At 62.4% G+C, this 17,898-nt stretch carries 14 protein-coding genes, 1 tRNA gene and 1 pseudogene; 14 read left to right on the top strand and 2 right to left on the bottom strand.

Features of this window, described 5'->3' with window-relative positions; all coding sequences use genetic code 11:
- The first annotated feature begins 145 nt into the window (after positions 1 to 145).
- From ACFQ2F_RS03525 to ACFQ2F_RS03495, 7 genes and pseudogenes are all read left to right on the top strand, one after another.
- The gene (locus ACFQ2F_RS03525) at positions 146 to 1,018 is read left to right on the top strand and encodes a DUF3108 domain-containing protein (RefSeq protein ID WP_379085774.1); all 873 of its coding nucleotides are present in this window, start codon (positions 146 to 148) and stop codon (positions 1,016 to 1,018) included.
- Between the two features lie 253 nt (positions 1,019 to 1,271).
- Positions 1,272 to 1,655, top strand: coding sequence for a YciI family protein (locus ACFQ2F_RS03520; RefSeq protein ID WP_379085771.1), 384 nt, complete (start codon positions 1,272 to 1,274; stop codon positions 1,653 to 1,655).
- Between the two features lie 337 nt (positions 1,656 to 1,992).
- Positions 1,993 to 5,211, top strand: coding sequence for a helicase-related protein (locus tag ACFQ2F_RS03515; RefSeq protein WP_379085768.1), 3,219 nt, complete (start codon positions 1,993 to 1,995; stop codon positions 5,209 to 5,211).
- Positions 5,212 to 5,218: 7 nt separating this feature from the next.
- Positions 5,219 to 5,536: an RNA-binding S4 domain-containing protein gene (locus ACFQ2F_RS03510; protein WP_379085766.1), complete on the top strand. Its 318-nt coding sequence runs from the start codon at positions 5,219 to 5,221 to the stop codon at positions 5,534 to 5,536.
- Between the two features lie 267 nt (positions 5,537 to 5,803).
- Positions 5,804 to 6,142, top strand: a complete 339-nt coding sequence (fdxA, locus tag ACFQ2F_RS03505) for a ferredoxin FdxA (protein ID WP_379085763.1) — start codon at positions 5,804 to 5,806, stop codon at positions 6,140 to 6,142.
- A gap of 469 nt (positions 6,143 to 6,611) precedes the next feature.
- Positions 6,612 to 7,229, top strand: a pseudogene (locus ACFQ2F_RS03500) (CarD family transcriptional regulator); the annotation flags it as partial.
- 178 nt (positions 7,230 to 7,407) lie between these two features.
- Positions 7,408 to 8,241, top strand: coding sequence for a class I SAM-dependent methyltransferase (locus tag ACFQ2F_RS03495; RefSeq protein WP_379085760.1), 834 nt, complete (start codon positions 7,408 to 7,410; stop codon positions 8,239 to 8,241).
- On the opposite strand, the gene ACFQ2F_RS03490 is transcribed toward ACFQ2F_RS03495, so the two are convergent.
- Positions 8,238 to 9,083: a thermonuclease family protein gene (locus ACFQ2F_RS03490; protein ID WP_379085757.1), complete on the bottom strand. Its 846-nt coding sequence runs from the start codon at positions 9,081 to 9,083 to the stop codon at positions 8,238 to 8,240. The genes ACFQ2F_RS03495 and ACFQ2F_RS03490 overlap by 4 nt on opposite strands.
- A gap of 99 nt (positions 9,084 to 9,182) precedes the next feature.
- Here ACFQ2F_RS03490 and ACFQ2F_RS03485 point away from each other — a divergent pair.
- Both ACFQ2F_RS03485 and ACFQ2F_RS03480 read left to right on the top strand, forming a co-directional pair.
- Positions 9,183 to 9,259, top strand: a tRNA-Arg gene (locus ACFQ2F_RS03485).
- A 549-nt stretch (positions 9,260 to 9,808) separates the two neighbouring features.
- Complete coding sequence (locus ACFQ2F_RS03480) at positions 9,809 to 12,010, top strand: autotransporter domain-containing protein (protein WP_379085754.1); 2,202 nt, start codon at positions 9,809 to 9,811, stop codon at positions 12,008 to 12,010.
- A gap of 125 nt (positions 12,011 to 12,135) precedes the next feature.
- Here the strand turns inward: ACFQ2F_RS03480 and ACFQ2F_RS03475 are convergent, their stop codons facing one another.
- A complete protein-coding gene (locus ACFQ2F_RS03475; protein WP_379085751.1) occupies positions 12,136 to 12,330 on the bottom strand; it encodes a helix-turn-helix transcriptional regulator in 195 nt (64 codons plus the stop codon).
- A 64-nt stretch (positions 12,331 to 12,394) separates the two neighbouring features.
- Between ACFQ2F_RS03475 and ACFQ2F_RS03470 the strand changes: the two genes are divergently transcribed.
- The 5 genes from ACFQ2F_RS03470 (at position 12,395) to ACFQ2F_RS03450 (ending at position 17,893) form a co-directional block, all read left to right on the top strand.
- Positions 12,395 to 12,937, top strand: coding sequence for a hypothetical protein (locus tag ACFQ2F_RS03470; RefSeq protein ID WP_379085748.1), 543 nt, complete (start codon positions 12,395 to 12,397; stop codon positions 12,935 to 12,937).
- Between the two features lie 340 nt (positions 12,938 to 13,277).
- Positions 13,278 to 13,607: a hypothetical protein gene (locus tag ACFQ2F_RS03465; RefSeq protein WP_379085745.1), complete on the top strand. Its 330-nt coding sequence runs from the start codon at positions 13,278 to 13,280 to the stop codon at positions 13,605 to 13,607.
- 422 nt (positions 13,608 to 14,029) lie between these two features.
- Positions 14,030 to 14,395: a plasmid mobilization relaxosome protein MobC gene (mobC, locus tag ACFQ2F_RS03460; protein ID WP_379085743.1), complete on the top strand. Its 366-nt coding sequence runs from the start codon at positions 14,030 to 14,032 to the stop codon at positions 14,393 to 14,395.
- A gap of 8 nt (positions 14,396 to 14,403) precedes the next feature.
- The gene (locus ACFQ2F_RS03455) at positions 14,404 to 15,690 is read left to right on the top strand and encodes a relaxase/mobilization nuclease domain-containing protein (RefSeq protein WP_379085740.1); all 1,287 of its coding nucleotides are present in this window, start codon (positions 14,404 to 14,406) and stop codon (positions 15,688 to 15,690) included.
- 34 nt (positions 15,691 to 15,724) lie between these two features.
- Positions 15,725 to 17,893 carry a type IV secretory system conjugative DNA transfer family protein gene (locus ACFQ2F_RS03450; protein ID WP_379085736.1) on the top strand — a complete coding sequence of 723 codons (2,169 nt, stop codon included), beginning with the start codon at positions 15,725 to 15,727 and terminating at the stop codon, positions 17,891 to 17,893.
- The last annotated feature ends 5 nt before the right edge of the window (positions 17,894 to 17,898 follow it).

Raw genomic sequence — 17,898 nt, 5'->3', positions numbered from 1 at the left:
TATACGGGGCTGACGCGCTGCGGTCAAGCCGGGGAAGCCTCGATTTCAGTCCCGACCTCGCCTCGGAATTGACGAAAGCTGCGAATAGCCTGAAATTTAGGCGGTGAGTCGCACAATTGCGGCAACCAGACGGGGAATACCATCGATGCGGCCTGGCCGGAAACTTTTCACCTCTTTGGGCCTCGCGGCACTTCTCTGCGGCGCCAGCGCGGTACTGCCCGCAAGCAGTGCCTCCGCCCAGGACGGCAGCAAGCAGGCACTGGCCGAGAACGCCACCATCCGGGCGAGCTACAATGTCCGTCTCGCCAGGATCAATCTCGGCGACTTCAAGCTCACCACCACCATTCAGGGCACCGCCTACCGCACCACGGGCGTCGGCAACTTCTCCCTCCTGGAGGGTCTGCTCTACAAGTGGAAGGGCACGACGGCCAGCACCGGCCGGGTCACCTCCGACGGGATCCAGCCCGCCCAGTACCTGCTGAGCTATCGCGGCGGCAAGGCGGTGGAAGAGGTCCGCATGTCCTTCGCCAAGGGCACCGTGACCGAGCTCGACCTCGTGCCCCGCAAGGAGCCCCAGGCCGACACCGTGCCGATCACGGCCAAGCAGCTCAGGAATTCTCTCGATCCCATGAGCGCGGCGTTCCTGTTCGCCCGCTCCACGGACACTAGCGGCGATCTGAGCGTCTGCCGCCAGACCGTGCCGGTCTTCGATGGGCGGATGCGCTTCGACATCAAGCTGAGCCCCAAGCGCCGGGTGGATATCCCGAAGGGCGGCGCCTATTCCGGCCCCGCTGTCGTCTGCAAGGCAAAATACGTGCCCGTAAGCGGCCATCGCCCGTCCAACGACGGGGTGCGCATGCTCTCCACCACCGAAGAGATCGAGCTCTGGCTGGTCCCCATGGCCGGCACCGGCCTCTACGTGCCCTATAAGGTCTCGATCCCGACCTCTATCGGCTACGGCGTCGCCACCGCGACCTCGTTCCAGGTCTCCGGCGCCAAGCGCGCCAGCCTCGACTGATCTGCCAGCCGACGCTGCATCGCTTCCACCCAAAAGTTAACGGCCCCTCCGTAAAGCCCCGTGTTCTGCGGGGAACAGAGGGCGAAGATTAACACTCCCCTGATTCGTGCGGTGTTCGTTCCCGGATGGTTTCTCCATGCCCTTTTGCTCTCCCCGACAGAAAATTTTCTTCCTGATGTCGAATTGTCCGGGCTTCATTCGTCATGAGGACAGGACGGCTAATTGGAGCCGCCAACCTTGAGGAGACACCACGATGAAAGTGATGGTCCTGGTGAAAGCCACGGAAGACTCCGAAGAGGGCCTCAACCCGACCGCAGAGTTCGCCCGGCTCATGGAGGAGATGGGCAAGTTCAACGAAGAGCTGGTGGCCGCGGGCATTCTGCTGGACGGCGATGGGCTGAAACCGTCCAAGGACGGCAAGCGCGTCGCCTTCGACGGCAAGAGCCGCAAGGTCATCGACGGTCCTTTCACCGAGACCCGCGAGCTGGTCGCCGGCTACTGGCTTTGGGAGGTGAAGGATATGGCTGAGGCCGTGGAATGGGTGAAGCGCTGCCCGAACCCCATGCCGGGGCCGAGCGAGATCGAGATCCGCCCGCTCTACGAGTCGGCCGATTTTGCCGAGATGGGCACGCCCTAGACCCTGGAACGGGAAGCAAAGCTGCGAAAGTCGCTGAAAAGCTAGCCGAGCCAGCTCGCCAAACCTTAACGGCGCCCCCTCGAAACACTACATGTCGTAGGGAACAGAGCCGGAAAATTAACACCCCCCTGATTCGGTCCGACTCTGTTCTCGCGCTGTTTCCATCCGAGAGTCTGAGCGATTTCGATCGATCTGACCCGCTTCACGTGGCGTAGACGCCCGAGTCACAAGAACGAAGCAGGAATCATCGAGAGTCAGCGATTCGGACGAGATTCGTTCCCGGCCCGTTCCGGGATTCACCTTGATTTCCCCGTCGCAAGCCTGAAAGGTGGCGAGGATGAGTTCTCCGTCAGCTCCGAGATCCGGCGGCCCCGTCAGCCGCGGCGCACAGTTGCGCGGCCGGGGCGTCACGGCGGTGCTCGGCCCCACCAACACCGGCAAGACCCACCTCGCCATCGAGCGGATGCTGGCCCATGATGTCGGCATCATCGGCCTGCCGCTGCGCCTGCTCGCCCGCGAAGTCTACGACAAGGTCGTGGCCCGCATCGGCGCCTCCCAAGTCGCGCTGATCACCGGCGAGGAGAAGATCAAACCGGCCAACGCCCGCTATTACATCTGCACGGTCGAGGCCATGCCGATGGATATCGAGGCGGATTTCGTGGCCATCGACGAGATCCAGCTCGCAGCCGACGACGAGCGCGGCCATGTCTTCACCGATAGGCTGTTCAATGCCCGGGGGCTCAACGAGACGCTGCTTCTGGGCGCCGCCACCATGCGCGAGGCGATCCACGATCTCCTGCCCGGCGCCAATCTGGTCTCGCGGCCCCGGCTCTCCAAGCTCACCTACGCAGCCGACAAGAAGATCACCCGCCTGCCCCGGCGCACGGCCATCGTCGCCTTCTCGGCCAACGAGGTCTACGCCATCGCCGAGCTGGTGCGCCGCCAGCGCGGTGGAGCCGCGGTCGTGCTCGGCGCGCTCTCGCCCCGCACCCGCAACGCCCAGGTCGCGCTTTATCAGAACGGCGATGTGGATTTCCTGGTCGCCACGGATGCCATCGGCATGGGGCTGAACCTCAATGTCGATCACGTGGCCTTCGCCGGCATCCGCAAATTCGACGGCCGGGTCCACCGCAACTTGAGCGCATCGGAGCTCGGTCAGATCGCCGGCCGCGCCGGGCGCTACATGAACGACGGCACCTTCGGGGTGACGGGCAAGGTCCCGCCCTTCGATCCGGAGTTGGTGACCCAGCTTGAGGACCATCACTTCGATCCCGTCACGACACTGCAATGGCGCAACCGTAAGCTCGACTACGGCTCCATCGACCGGCTGAAGGAAAGCCTGAAGGTGACGCCGGACAACCGGCGGCTGATGCGCGCACGTATGGTCGACGACGTCATCGCCCTGGAGAATGTCTCGTCAGACGATAAGATCCGCGAGATGGCCAAGGCGCCGGCCGCCATTGGCCTGCTCTGGGAAATGTGTCAGATCCCCGACTACCGGAAGATCTCGGCCACCAGCCATGCGGAGCTCATCGCCACGCTTTACGGCTTTGTGATGAGCGATTCGGGGCGCATTCCGGCAGACTGGTTCCGGCAGCAAATCGAGAGATGTGAACGCACCGATGGCGATATCGACACCCTTTCGGCGCGCCTTGCCCAAATTCGGACATGGACCTTCGTCTCTCATCGGGGTCAGTGGCTCGAGGATCCAGAGTATTGGCAAGGACGCAGCCGCGAGATAGAGGACACGCTTTCCGATGCTCTGCACGAGCGGCTGGCCCTGCGCTTTGTCGATCGGCGGACATCGGTCTTGATGCGGCGCCTGCGCGACAAGGAGGAATTCGTGGCGGAGGTCGGTAGCGACGGAAAGATCCTGGTCGAGAACCACTATGTCGGCCAGTTGCAAGGCTTTCTCTTCACGGCGGATGCCGGCGGCGAGGGCATTCACGGCAAGGCTGCGCGCCATGCGGCGAGCAAGGTGGTCTCCCAGGAGCTGACGGACCGGGCCCAGGCCCTGTCGGACGCGCCCGATTCGGAGATCGCGCTCACGCCCCATGGCCGTGTGGTCTGGAAGGGGGCGGAGATCGCCCGGCTGGAGCGCGGCGAAACGGCGCTGAAGCCCCGGATTCAGATCATCGCCGGCGAGCATCTGACGCCACCGGACCGCGAGCGCATCGAGAACCGTCTCGAAACCTGGCTCGACCATCATCTGGAAGCCCGCATCGGCCCACTCCTGGCCCTTGCCAAGGCGGAGCACCTCACCGGGCTCGCCCGCGGCTTCGCCTTCCGCCTCACCGAAAATCTCGGCGTGCTCCGACGCGACGCTCTGGCCGAAGAGATCCGCGCCCTCGACCAGCCGACCCGACGGCAGCTCCGCCAGCACGGCCTTCGCTTCGGCGGCTTCAACGTATATGTGCCGGCGCTCCTGAAGCCCGATGCGGCGGAGCTCCTGCTCCTCCTCTGGGTGCTGCATGACGGCGAGGCCCACGGCATCACGCCCGATTCCATGCCCGAGCGTCCGAGCCAGGGCCTCACCTCGGTGCCCGTCGACAAATCCGTGCCTGTCGCCTTCTGGCATGCCGCCGGCTTCCACGTCGCCGGCGCTCGCGCCGTGCGCATCGACATGCTGGAGCGGCTCTCCGACCTGATCCGCCAGCGTGTGAGTTGGCGCCCGCCATCCGCGCAGGCTCCTACCGAGCCGGTGAAGGCCGAAGCGGCAAAAGCCGAAGAGACTGCGCAGCCCGAGACGGAGGCGAAAGCCGAAGCCAAGCCGGCGGACGCAACTCAGACGGAGCCGACAACAGAGGCGAAGCCTGAGACCGCAGCCGCGGCCGAAACGCCTGAAAGCGAGACGGCGCCGGCGACCGCTGAGGCCTCCGACCAGGCTGCGAAAACCGAAGAGAAAAAATCGGAAGAGAAGCCGAGCCGCATGCGCTCCGATGCTCTGGCAAAGCGAGCCGGCACCAAGAAAAAGAAGCAGCCGTCGAACGAGCCGCCCAGCGGCGCCACGGGCGATGGCGGCTTCCGGGTCGTGCCCGAGCTCATGAGCGTCGTCGGCTGCTCCGGCGAGGACTTCACGTCCATCCTCAAGGCCCTCGGCTTCCGCTGCCAGCGCATCCCGCTGCCGCCGGAGACCCAAGAGGCCAAGACGGAGACTGCGACGGAGACTGCGGCGCCCGCCACGGCCGAGGCTGAGGAGCCTGCAGCCGATGGCGCCGAGACCGAAGCCAAGTCTGAGCCGCAAAAGGGCGCCAACGAGCCGAAAGAGGCTTCGGAACCCGAAGAGCGTTTCGACGAGATTTGGCGGCCCTCCCGCCGCGCTCAGGGCCGTCCCCAGGAGCGGAACGCCCGGCGGGGCCGAGGGGCGCCGAAGCAGGAGGGCCAGCGCAAGCGCAGCCGTCCACCCCAGAATCGCGGCGGCAAGCCAAACAACAAGCCGAACAACCGCCCGCCGCGGGAGCGGCGTGAGAAGGCCCCCGATCCGGCCCACTCGCCCTTCGCCGCCCTAGAAGAGCTCAAGCGCAACATGATGGCCCGCGGGACTGAGGGGAACTGACGCCTTCGTGCGATACCCAGCCGACCAATCCGAACGTCCCGACGGTCAGCGTCTCGACAAATGGATTTGGTGTGCCCGGCTGGTGAAGACCCGCAGCCTCGCCACGAGCCTGGTGGAGGCCGGCAAGATACGCCTCAACGGCGAGCGTGTCCGAAAGCCGAGCCGCCGCGTGCGCCCCGGCGACGTGCTGACCGGAGCCCATGGCGGCAGACTCTGGGTGGTACGGGTGATCGATTCCGCCGAACGCCGGGTCCCGGCGAGTGCCGTGGCGGACCTCTACGAGAACCTCACCCCGGAGCCCGCGACGGATCGAATGCGCGGCTGACGCGTTGGTTGTTTGAGAAATCCGTTCCCCGCAAGCCCCGAATGCCTGGTACGGCCTAGCAAGATTTCTCTGATTATCGCCCCGCCTTGGAATTATTTTGCGACCAATCCCTGACCATTGCGACAAAGCCTTCGAATTCCGGGAGCGGCCACCGGACGCCTTGTGCAAACCCGGCGAGTGTTATAGGCAGGCCATCCGGTTGGGAGCCTTCAGGGACGCAATTTCGGCCTAGACACCCGGCCGATCCCTTAGCACGTGTGAGATGAGATGACTTACGTCGTCACCGAAGTTTGCATTAAGTGCAAATACACAGACTGTGTCGAAGTTTGCCCCGTGGATTGCTTCTACGAGGGCGAAAACATGCTCGTGATCCATCCGGACGAATGCATCGATTGCGGTGTGTGCGAGCCGGAATGCCCCGTCGAGGCCATCAAGCCCGATACGGAACCGGATCTCGACAAATGGCTCGAGGTGAACACCAAGTTCTCCGAGGAGTGGCCGAACATCACGACCAAGAAGCCGGCGCCCGAAGACGCCGACGAGATGGCAAAGGTAGACGGCAAATACGAGAAGTATTTCAGCTCCGAGCCCGGCGAAGGCGACTAGCAGACGCGCGAGCCCAACGAGGCCGACAGGCAGCTGGACCGCACCGCCGCTCACCGCCCATTTACCGGTAGGATAAAATGTCGCAGGGGGAAGGCGCGTTTCGACCGCCTTGCGATGCAGCACGTCTTCCGAAATAGCCCAAAATGTGGTAGGGTCGTGAATTGGCGGTCATTTGCCCGTCAATTGGGCATAAACGAGCGAAAAGCAGGTGGGCGAGCCGCTTAGGATCGTCATTTCCGGCACGAGGCCTTGTTTCCAGCTTTGGGAAAGCTGAACGAGCAGGAGTCCTGCCATCGCTTGCTGTGCCCGGTCCCGCGCCTGCGGCAGGCCTCCCGGCCCCATCTTACCGGGAACAATGGCCGGCGTCAGAGATTTCAGCGTGGATCAATCGATTTGTTAGGCCGCATTCGGCGCGTTCCGTCCGCGGCAGGTATTTCGATGCCGAAAGCGTAGGAGTATCGGCTTGAGCGCCGCGTCCCCCAAGAAAGCAAAGCGAGAGAGTATGGTTGAGAAGAAAAAGAAGCCACAGCAGCGGCATGGTTTTCGCACCAATGAGTTCATCGTTTATCCTGCCCACGGCGTCGGTCGCATTCACGAGATCGAGCAGCAGGAGATTGCCGGCGCGAGCCTCGAACTGTTCGTGATCAATTTCGAGCAGGACAAGATGACCCTGCGCGTCCCGACCTCCAAGCTGGAGATCGTCGGCATGCGCAAGCTCTCCGACGACAAGACGGTCAAGAAAGCGCTCCAGATCCTGAAGGGCAAGGCCCGCGTGAAGCGCACCATGTGGTCGCGCCGCGCCCAGGAATACGAAGCCAAGATCAACTCCGGCGATCTCATCTCCATCGCCGAGGTGGTTCGCGACCTCTATCGCTCCGAGGCTCAGCCCGAGCAGTCCTACTCCGAGCGTCAGCTTTACGAAGCCGCTCTGGACCGTATGGGCCGCGAGATCGCAGCCGTCGAGAAGACCGAGACCGACGCGGCCGTCGCCAAGATCGACGACCTGCTGGCCAAAAGCGCCAAAAGCCTGAAGGCGGCGCAGGACGCAGCCCAGGAAGCGGAAGAGGCTGAAAACCAGGCAGCGTAAGCAGCCAGGCTTCTTCAGAACGCGTTCGAAGGGCGGGATTTTTCCCGCCCTTTCCTTTTGCGGCCGTACAAATCGTTTCTCAAACGACCACGCCCCAGCAAACGAATCCCTTTCCTGTCTTCTGACGCGCGCAAGGACAGATGCGCTGCGCTCTCCTTGACCAAGCTGCCGTACGATCATGAGCCGAAAAACCACCAAAGCCTTCACCGCGGCCAACAAGGCCGCATGGGAGACATCCGCCCCGCTCCACGCCGAAGGCGAAGCTTGGGAGCAACTGTTGGCCAGCGCGGCCCGGCCGGGATTTTCGGTGCTCGATACCCATTTGACGTCGGTCCTCCGCGGACTCGACCTTTCCGGAAAGTCCGCCGTGCAGATCGGCTGCAACAACGCGCGCGAATTGTTGTCCCTCGCAGCGCTCGGCATCGAGCCGGCGTTGGGGATCGATCAGTCCGGAAGCTTTCTGGCGCAAGGCCGGCAACTCGCCGATGCGGCGGGGTTGTCACCGCAGCTGCTCGAAGCCGATGTCTACGATCTGCCCGCCGGACTCGGCTCATTCGACTTGGGCCTCATCACCATCGGCGTTCTTAACTGGATGCCGGACCTACCGGAATTCTTCCGCATCGCCGCCGGCCTGCTGAAGCCCGGTGGGGCCTTGGTGATCTATGAGACCCATCCCCTTTTGGAGATGTTCGATCCGGCCGCCGAGAAGCCATACGAACCGGCTTTCAGCTATTTTGAACGCAGACCCCACGAGGTGACCGAGGCGATTGCCTATGACGGTCAGGATCACGGCGAAGGCGAGACCGGGTACTGGTTCGTCCATGGGCTCGGCGAGATCGTCACCGCCTGCATACAGGCAGGGATCGGCATCGTCTCGCTGCAGGAATTCGCTCATACGATCCGCGAGCCGGAATACGACATCTATGAAGGGCGAACGGCACAAATCCCCATGTGCTACTGTCTGGTCGGCCGCAAGACCGGCGCATATGGCCAGGAAGAACCGGAGGCCTAAGGAGACGGTGGAGACTTTGCCGTGCCGTCCTCCTCCAGCACCTCGATCTGCTCGGGGTGAGTCGCCGTGATGGATGGGCCGTAGCGCCACTCCATCCAGCCCCGCACGCGGATCGGCTTGCCTTCGAGACTTGGCAAGTCAAGACCAGCCTCCGCGAAAGCCTTGGCGTCGCTCTTGTCGATGACGACGGTGAAATCCTTCCGCCAATCCTCGTCGAAGTTCAGGAAGATCCAGTCCTGGACGTCTGCCACCTCCAGCACCCCGCCCTCTACGATTTGATAGGTGCCCGTGAGACGCCGCATCCGGTCGACGGCAACCGCATCGCGCACCCTGTAGAAACCGGACGCCCAGAGCCCGCGACGGGCCGTCCTAGCTTCCTCTTCCCTCTCTAAGAGTGCATCCGTGCACGCGGCATTGTCCGAGAGGCTGTAGACCCGGGCGAGGCCCTCGCTAACCAGCTCCCCCTGAACCCAGAGGGGCGACGGCCCGCCTTCAACGAAGACCTGCGCCATGAGATAGCCGTGCCGATCCGTCCGGCTGCCGCCGAAGCGCAAGGAGACGGTCTTCCCCTTGGTCAGCGCCTCCAGCGCGTCCCGTGTCTCTTGCGAAAAGCTCCAATCGACCTCAGCCGTCCCGGAAGGCGGCCGGGGCGCCTTCGCCCCCACCAGACGCACCGTGCTGCCATCGGCGAGCGTGATCGTCTCCCCGTCGACGATCTGGACCACCGTCCCCTGCTCCGGCTCGGATAGCGCGCAATCGGGCGCCCCCTCCGCTCCGAGCGCCTTACCGGCCCAGCAGAGGAGCAGCACCAAACCCAACGCAAGACGCCACCGAATACCCATGGCTGATGCTAGCGGGCCGGCTTCACTTTTCGCAATCTACAGCGAAACGCCGGCTTCCTCTTGAGCTTCGCGGCGGCGCAGCCCAGTATGCGCGCCACTGGCCCCGTAGCTCAGTAGGATAGAGCATCAGATTCCTAATCTGAGGGTCGCTGGTTCGAATCCAGCCGGGGTCACCAGTGTTTCCAATAACTTAGGGATAGAAGGCCTTAGTCTCTCACCTGTCTAGCTACCAAATAGCTACCACCTCTCACTTGCGCTCTCTCCTGCAACGCGCTCGTCTTGCTCGTGGCTAAAACGCGCTCATCGGTTGCTGCAACCGAATTTCGCGATCCGCTACCCCGCTGCACAAATGTCACAGCTCTCTCAGAATCACGCAGGTCCGCTGACTATTGTCAGCCTGCGGATTGATCTACGAGGAGCGCTCGGTAAGCTGCTCCTCCAGCGGGCCGTGCGGCGGCGCGTCCGGGGCTCATATTAGCCTTGGGGGAGTTGTGAATATTTATTTCAAAGTCGCTGCCGTCGCAGCGGCGGGCATTTTTTATTGCTTTACGTTCGACATAGCCCAAGCCGACTTTCGCCATCAGGGCCCGAATCCAGACAACGACTCCGAGGTTTACACCTTCGCGTGGGGCACGTCTGTCGGCGGGGCTTATGTGGCCGGTGAAGCCAACGTCGAAGGTTGCAGCGTTAACACCATCCGTCCGGGTCCCGGCTCGGTCTGTACGATGGCGGTTGTCTGGTCGCCGAACTTCGACGGAGGTCCGGGGGTCGACGATCCCTTCATGCTGCCTGTGCTGACCACGGGCCTGCCGACTGGGCGTGATCGGTATTGGTCTCAGGCCCGCGCCATCGACGCCGACGGCGATACCATCGTCGGGCGCGATCAGTTCGACTACTTTGTCGAGGATCCGCCGGGCAGTTTCACCAATGACGGGCCCCGCTTCCGCGCCGTTGTCTGGACCCGCAATGCAAACGCGCCTTGGTCCAAAGCCAATGCGCGCGTCACTGAACTGAAGCCCCACGAGTACTTTGATTTTGCCGGTGCTCGCGGCGTGAGTGACGATGGCAAATTCGCCGTCGGCTGGAACAGCCAGGACAATCTCGATGGGTTCATCAACACCCAGGCTGCCCTTTGGGTGAGAACCGGCGCCGCCAGCTGGGACGCGGCCCGGAGGCTCTACTATCTCACCGATGACGACGACGACAGCGTGGCCAACGGCGTCGCGGTCGATCATGACGGCAACCCGGTCGTGGTCGGCTGGAGCGGCCGCGCAGGCTCTGAACGTCACGTAATCCAGGGCAGTGACGACGATTCTAATCTGTTCAGCTCCAGCTTCAATCCGCACGCGTTCGTCTGGACGCAGGAAACCGGCATGGAGGCGCTGCTCAGCCTATCCGGCGAGGCTGCAAACCTGCACCGAAGCGAGGCGACCGCCATCAGTTCAGATACGAGCACCGTCGTCGGCTGGAGCGAGCGCCCGGCACGGAGCGACGGTCAACCTTATCTGGAAGCCGTCCGCTGGACGCGGTCCGGCAGCGCTTGGTCCGGAGCGCAGGGCCTCGGCGTTTTCGATCTTCCCGAGAGCCTCGCGGCAACGGTCGCCTCCGACTTCTCCGGCGACATCGAGGGAAGACCGATCATTCCTCTCGGCTCCGTCGCGCTGGGAGTCAGCGAGAGCGGCAAGGGCATCGCCGGTTATCAGACCTTCGGCTACGACACCGAGAGAGGCGGAGATCCGCTCTTCCGCCTAGCCTATTTTTGGAGCGAGGAACACGGCAAGCAGGGCCAGTATCTCGGCGACGTTCTGAAGGCCGAGGGCGTGGATATCGGCTCCTGGATCCTCTTCAACGCCACCGGGGTCCGCGAGCAGGATGACTTCTTCATCATCTCCGGCGACGGCTCCAACACCGGTGAGATCCGGGGGGCACCGCTTCCAGGCTTCATCGCGCGCCTCGGCCGCGATCCCGGCTTCACGACATTGGGCGAGCAGGCGGTTTCCTTCAGCGGGATCTCCACGACGGCGCTTGCCATCAGCAACAATATCGGCGCAACCCTCACCGGTCTGAACGAGATGGCGGAGAACCACCGCTGCATCCGGCCCGAAGATCAGGACGGTAAGGGCTGGTGCTTCTTCACCTTCGGGACGGGTGGATTCTTCAATGGCGACGATATCGACGGGGGCGATCAGTTCGCGGGTGATGTGGGGCTGGCCCACTACTTCACGCCGCTGACCTCGGCGGGCGTTAGCATCGGTGCAGGGCAGGCGGACACCGACCTACTCTGGGACGGCAACTACCGGAGCGACGAACTCCATGTCGGAGGCTACTTCGCCCATATGCCCGATACCGGGCTGCGTCTGTTCGGCGCCGGCTTGTGGGGCGATCTTTCCGACGTGGAGATCGCACGCGGCTATCTGAACGGTGTCGATTTTAGCCAATCCTTTGGCGACACCCAAGGCGAAGGCTGGGGCGTGCTGGGCCGCGTGGGCTATGGGATGCGCGCAAGTGAGCAAACCCTCATTACGCCCTTCGTGCAGCTTTCCTATACCGATGCGCATATCGACGGCTATCGCGAGACTGGCGGTCCCTTCCCGGTGACCTTCCAGGACATCGACACCAACACCACGGTCGGCCAGATCGGCGTGATGGAGGAGACGGACGTCAGCGAGACCATCACCGTCTTCGGCTCCATCGCCTGGGCGCAGGTGCTCGATGCGGACAATCCGGAGGTGCGGGGGGCCGTGCTCGATATCTTCGAAGTGTCTTCCGATGGGGCCGGCAATATCGACGGTTGGGCGGAGTTTATGGGCGGTGCTCGCTACCAGGTGAGCCAGGCAGGCGTCGTCTCGGTATCGGGTCGCGTGTCGACGGAGTTCGACGATTTCGCCACCCTCAACGGGCGGATCGGCTACAGCCAAACATTCTAGATCATTGGCGATCAGGGCTTGTCGCACACTACGGTTGCATGAAACCTACCCTTTCCTCGGAAGCATTCACTCAGAACTCCCAATCATCGAGATGGCTGCTTCAGCAATATCTTGGTGGGTAGTCATCACTCTCGATCTCGGACCTGACTGCTCCCGGTTCCGTAAAATATCCTCGATTCAACCCACTCCTCTAAGTCCTGCAGTCGGTAGAGGACACGTCCACCGGCCTTGAAGTATTTTGGACCGCGCTGCTCGACACGCATCTGTGCGAGGGTGGAAACGGTGAGCCGGACATACTCGGCGGCCTCAGCCGGTCGCATATATGGCGACTTCTTGCGATCCCCGGAATTGTCTGTCACGACTTAAAGGCCAGCTGAATCATCGATGGGCGGGATTGTGACCGAAGCTCCCGATATCGACAACATCCAACGGAATATCGAGCGCGCCCGGCAGAACTACGCCGATGCGATGAACGCCCTGCGCAATCTTGCTCCATCCACGGTCAAGCTTGAGACAGTGATCGAAGCGGCGGACGAATTCGGAAGCGAGCACGCTTTGCGGCTTTTGAAAGAGAACCACACCCGGTTCGGATGGTCCTCATCCCTAGACAGTTCGACAGCGGACCGCCTCGATGAGGCGCTCGCCACCCTTATGGAGCGCACCCAGAGACTCGACGAGCTGTTTGCCGAACGGGAGAACTTTCTCTGCGCCGCCGATCCAACGCGGCTCCGCCGCTACTGCATCGACGCGCGCGAATGTGTAATCGATCCCATATCAAACACAGTCACCTTCATGGATGACCCAAAGCGGGCGTACCGACTTCAGGAAGTGAAGACGGAGGACTCGGTGGTATTAGATGCTCATCGAGACCAGCGACGCCTGGGCGATCGGCAAGATCCTGATCGGGAAAACGAGCCGAAGTTTTAATCCAGCCTCACCAAAAACCACCCGCACGCGGTGGCGAGCCGCCCGGTCGGTCGCTGGCCTGGCCCGGCGGCCTCTCCCGTCAAGCGAGGATGAGAGCTTCGCGCGCCGCTTGACGGGGCCCTGGCCCGCCGCGCCTCGATGACCAGCGACGGGCGGCTCCGAAAACCACCGCTTAAACGGCGGGCGCAATGTCGGACTAAGCCCCCACCTTGTCCGACAATCTGTAGCGGCGCTGCCACGGCCCCTCGACCATACAGACACCAGCTGGAACTTAGTGCATAGCTTGGCACCAAGGTGCCTTGGCACAGGTCCAACCTAATTCGATCCTGGTGCCATGGTAATGACCCTATCAAATGAGAACGGCGAGCAGCGCGTCTACATAAGTCGCTTCGCGTCCGTGGTGACCTACTTCACCTCCGACGAGGAAGGTGGCGGTGTTGTCTTACATGTCGAGCCGGGGCACCTGGCTTTTGCGTCGGAGTTTGATCGCAACGCCGAACTCGTGCGCATGGCCGTGATAGCCGACGTTGCCGGCCGACTCGACATCGATCCGCGACAACTTCTGGCAATGCGTTTCGAGCAGATCAAGGAGCTTGCTGACCCGCCGCTCCCCGAGCATTACCGCTATGCGCGGCGCAGCCAGAACCGCGCCAACACTCACCGCCGCTAACGATCCCAGCTGCGCTTTTGCCTACCTCTGAGGGAAACCGGTCGTTATCGGTCTCGAAAAGCTATCAGACCCGCTCCCATTGCTTCTGAGGGGGGTGTTGAGGGCCAGAGTCTCAGGGCGCGATATCACTGACAGTAAATCCCGGGGCTCCGGGGGCAGCGCCCCCGCGCCGACAAAAATGTCACGCTGCAGGCGTGGCGCATCGGCACGTTCGTGCACACTCGTTATGCAGGCAGTATGGAGACAAATCGCGCAACACCTGTATCGTCTGCATAGTGGGAGCAAGCAATGCCTTTGGGCCCAAAAATGGACCCAAAGGCTGCTCATTCGGCATGTGGCCTCAAGAGCAAATTGCTTGTCCCCCAGACGCCGGGAGGGCTTGAAGACCGATGCCAGCGAGTGGCCACAGCAAGACCGAACCCTTGTCCAATCGCATCAAGGTCCAGTTCACCGATGCGCAAGCGGAGGCCCTTGCGCGCCAGGCAGACGCGACCGGACAAACAGTCGCCGGGTATATTCGCGGAACAGTCCTGGCAACGCTGGAAGAAACCGCAGAGAAGGGGGGTCGCGCTCGCAGCGCGCGTCAGCACGCGGCGATGCTGCAGCTTGCCGAGATCCATGCACTCGCCATGCAGATCAAGAAGCTTGGCACCAACATCAATCAGCTTGCACGCCAGTCCAATGCGGGCATGGTGCCTATCACCCGCGCTGAGGTGATCTACATGCTCAATCAGCATCAGGTCGTCATGAGCAAGGCCATCGCCGCCCTGGAGCGTGCGCTTGCATGATTGGCAAGGTGCCGAAGCCGGGCAAGGGATTCAGAGGCGTCGTTCGCTACCTCCTCTACGGCGACCGCAAGAAGCCTCACAACCCCGACCGCGTCGCTTGGTGTGAGACCCGCAATCTGCTGGTCGACGATCCGGAGAAAGTGCCGGCCATCATGCGGGCGACGGCCGCATTATCCAAGCGGGTCAAAAAGCCGGTCTATCACTACGTCATCTCATGGCATCGGGATGAGGCGCCCTCCGACGAGCTCATGCGCCAAGTCGCCGACACCACCTGCGAAGATCTCGGGCTGACCGAGCACCAGGCGCTCTACATCGCTCACAACGACACCGAGCACCGGCACGTGCACATCGTGGTGAACCGGGTGCATCCCGAGACCCACCGTGCATGGAAGACCTCGAACGATTACCGCCGGATCGAGAAGAGCCTCAGGCGTCAGTCGGAAGAGATGGGCCGCGACTACATCCCCGGCCGCCACAACGATCCCGAGAGGTTCTATCGCGAACGCCGGCGCAGGCCGAAGGACGGTGCCTATCAGCGTTCCCGCCGATTGGAAGGATCGGTGACATTCAACGACATCAACAAGAACCTGCAGGCCGCCTTCATGGCAATTTATCACGGCGCCAGCGGCTGGAGCCAATTCGGCGATGCTTTATCCGCTCTGGGATTGCGCCTTGAGGCCAAGGGGCAAGGGGCCGTGCTGGTTGGCGGCGATCGCGAATACAAACTCTCCGCCTTTGGAAAAGAGGCTCGGCTCAAGGACCTCCAGGCGCGGATGGGAGAGAGTCTTACCGAGTTTCGGAAAGCAGACGCAACTACATGGGAGCTGCCGGCAGAGCCTCACCGGCGAGCATCGCTCCAGCGCGTGACGCTCGCCAAGCTGTTGCGCAGCGAGCATCTCATCGAGGAGGCAGAGCTCAAACGGCAGCGCGAGCACCACCAAAACCTGGAGGACGCCGCCTGGCCGCTGGCAACCCTATCCAAAGACGAGAAGCGCTACGGCGCTCATCTCGCCTTTGCGGAGGCAACAGCCTCGGCTGATTTTGCCTTCTGTCTGCACCGGATGGGATTGGTCGATGACAATCAGCTGGCGAAGGCGGTGGCGGAACGCGAAGCGGCAGCCAGCACTCTAGCCAACCACCAAGCCGCTGTTGATCAGCTGGTTGTCGATGCTACAAAAACACTCTTCGGTAGCCCCGAAGAGCGAAGGGCTGCCTCAGGCAAGCGGGTCACAAAGCCTCAGAAGGCGCGCAGCAATGAACGTGATGATGATCATGATTTCGAACCCAAACGATAGTTGCAGCGCACAGGCCCGACGGGAAGCGTAGCTCGTGTATTACCCTGAGGCTCTGGACGATCCCGATCATTTCCTTCTCACCATTGACTACCTCCTGCGCGAGCCGAGCGAGGAGATCGTCGTTCCGTTCAGCCATTTCCTGTCGCTCCTGACCAAGCGTCAGCTGGACCAGTTCTTAAACAAGAACTATGCAGAGCCGCCAAAGAAGAGCCAGGCGATCTGGGAGTCGTTTTCCAAGAAGCCTGGCGGAAGCTCGTTCGGCGGGCAGATCGATTCAGCAGTTGATCTGTTCATGACAATCGGCAGCTTCGCCACCAAGCAAGTGACCCATGCCGTCATGCACGGTAAGGCCGCGAATCTGATGGGCGCTTTTACCATTCGCCGCCCAACCGTCACCTTCGATACCCGCGAGCAGGAAACCTTACGCGGCATGGCACGGTTGCTGATGCTCCAGGAGCTCGATCTTGAGGACTGGAAAGCGTTCGTGGCCCGGCTCGCTTGGGGCGAGGGCAACTACGCCTATCTGGAACCCGATTCCTCTGTGGCTCACCACCCCAAAATCAATGACGCCTACGGCCTTGCTCAGCTGTTGCTGCAACAGACCCTGTCGCCTTATCAGGCGGTCGTTGCCCAGGCCGGAAGACGCGTCGTGGCAGCCAGCAAAAAGCTGGCCACGCCTGCCTATGCTCCACCGCCAACATCCCCGGCTGTCCACAGTCCGACACCGCCAACACCCTCTGCCGCGCCCCGTACGGCGCCGCCAATCCCCGAACCCTTCTCCACGCCTCGTCTGATGACACCGGCGGACATGGAGAATGCGGCATCGCTCTCGCTCGACTGGACACCGGCCTCGCTGACGCTGGGTTTTACCGACGACGCCAGTCAGCGCCCGGTCTACTTCAATGGTAACGAGAGCCTCATCACGGCCGGCGGACCGGGCTCTTATAAGACCACCTCGCAAGTGATCCGGAACCTCCTGACCTATCCTGGCTCCGCCATCGTTCTGGACGTGAAAGGCGAACTTTGGGAGCAGACAGCGGGTCACCGCGCGGCGCATTTCGGAGACGTCTATAGGTTCTCGCCCGCCGCCAGGGACGGGCGGTCGCACTGCTACAATCCGTTCGACTTCATATCCAACGATCCGGCCCAGGCCACCGCCGATTGCGACGCCTTCGGCTACGAGATCATCTCAGACAATCCGGACACCAGAGACCCCTACTGGGAAAACCGCGCCCGCAACTACCTGTGGGCCTTCGCGACCATGATTGCGATCAGTGCTCCGGAGAGCCTGCGTAATATGTCCCATCTCGCCCAGTGTCTGAACATCAACACGAACGGGTCCAAAGAGAACGGCAAGGTCATTTTGGAGAATTCCACCGAGGCCGCACTGCAGATGCTGGCCGCGCTGGGGGATAAGCATGGCATCCACGACCTCTGTTCGATCTCAGACGCGATCCGCTCCGGTATTGGCCTGACGAGCAATCGGGCTGAAAGCATCTTCGACATCGCCCGTAATCACCTGGCACCTTTCAGCCAGCGCAGCTTCGTTCAGAATGTAACCCGCTCAAGCGATTGGCATCCGCTGGCGTTTCGCTATGAGCCGGGCACCACGCTCTATCTCCACGTCCCGACCAGCGAGCTGCCGAGCTTCACGCCGCTCTTGAGGCTGATGATCTATCAACACATGCGGATCCTGTTGGACCACGCCGCAGCGCCGGGCGAGCCCCCAATCACGTTCTTCCTCGACGAGCTCCCCCAGCTCGGCAATTTCAAGAGCATCCTCCAGATGCAGGCGGTGGGCCGAGGAGCCGGTTTAAGGCTCTGGATGTTCGTGCAGAACCTCCGCCAGCTCCACTCGGCCTATGGTCTTGAGGCCGGCCGCGCGATTCCGGAAGATGCACGCGTGCGCTGCTATATGAAGCCCGATGAGGGACTCGCCGAACATATCTCCCGCACTCTTGGCGAGACGGAGAACCTGTTCACCGGCGAGCGGCGACCCATCGCTTCTGCAGCCGAGATTCGCGGCCCGAAATACCGCAACAAGACCTTCGTATTCGCCTCAGAGGATTATCCCGTGGTCCTGGAGCGGCGCCCCGCCTTCCAGGATCTCGGCTATCTAATCCAGAAGCCTCCCGAAGTCCCGCTGGTGTCGGGCTCGCCGTTTCCGCCGCCGTGGTCTGAAGGTGAGGGGAGCGGCACTTAAGTGGT

This window comes from Methyloligella solikamskensis (genome assembly GCF_042676065.1).
In the GTDB taxonomy this organism is placed as follows: Bacteria; Pseudomonadota; Alphaproteobacteria; order Rhizobiales; family Methyloligellaceae; genus Methyloligella; species Methyloligella solikamskensis.
The sequence above is the reverse complement of the archived record's forward strand: the minus strand, read 5'-3'. Positions and strand labels throughout refer to the sequence as shown.

Coding starts and splice junctions, on each gene's coding strand:
- ACFQ2F_RS03515 (WP_379085768.1), top strand. CDS start 1,993: ATGAGTTCTCCGTCAGCTCCGAGATCCGGCGGCCCCGTCAGCCGCGGC.
- ACFQ2F_RS03470 (WP_379085748.1), top strand. CDS start 12,395: ATGGGCGGGATTGTGACCGAAGCTCCCGATATCGACAACATCCAACGG.
- ACFQ2F_RS03475 (WP_379085751.1), bottom strand. CDS start 12,330: ATGCGACCGGCTGAGGCCGCCGAGTATGTCCGGCTCACCGTTTCCACC.
- ACFQ2F_RS03525 (WP_379085774.1), top strand. CDS start 146: ATGCGGCCTGGCCGGAAACTTTTCACCTCTTTGGGCCTCGCGGCACTT.
- ACFQ2F_RS03495 (WP_379085760.1), top strand. CDS start 7,408: ATGAGCCGAAAAACCACCAAAGCCTTCACCGCGGCCAACAAGGCCGCA.
- ACFQ2F_RS03480 (WP_379085754.1), top strand. CDS start 9,809: ATGGCGGTTGTCTGGTCGCCGAACTTCGACGGAGGTCCGGGGGTCGAC.
- ACFQ2F_RS03520 (WP_379085771.1), top strand. CDS start 1,272: ATGAAAGTGATGGTCCTGGTGAAAGCCACGGAAGACTCCGAAGAGGGC.
- fdxA (WP_379085763.1), top strand. CDS start 5,804: ATGACTTACGTCGTCACCGAAGTTTGCATTAAGTGCAAATACACAGAC.
- ACFQ2F_RS03465 (WP_379085745.1), top strand. CDS start 13,278: ATGACCCTATCAAATGAGAACGGCGAGCAGCGCGTCTACATAAGTCGC.
- ACFQ2F_RS03490 (WP_379085757.1), bottom strand. CDS start 9,083: ATGGGTATTCGGTGGCGTCTTGCGTTGGGTTTGGTGCTGCTCCTCTGC.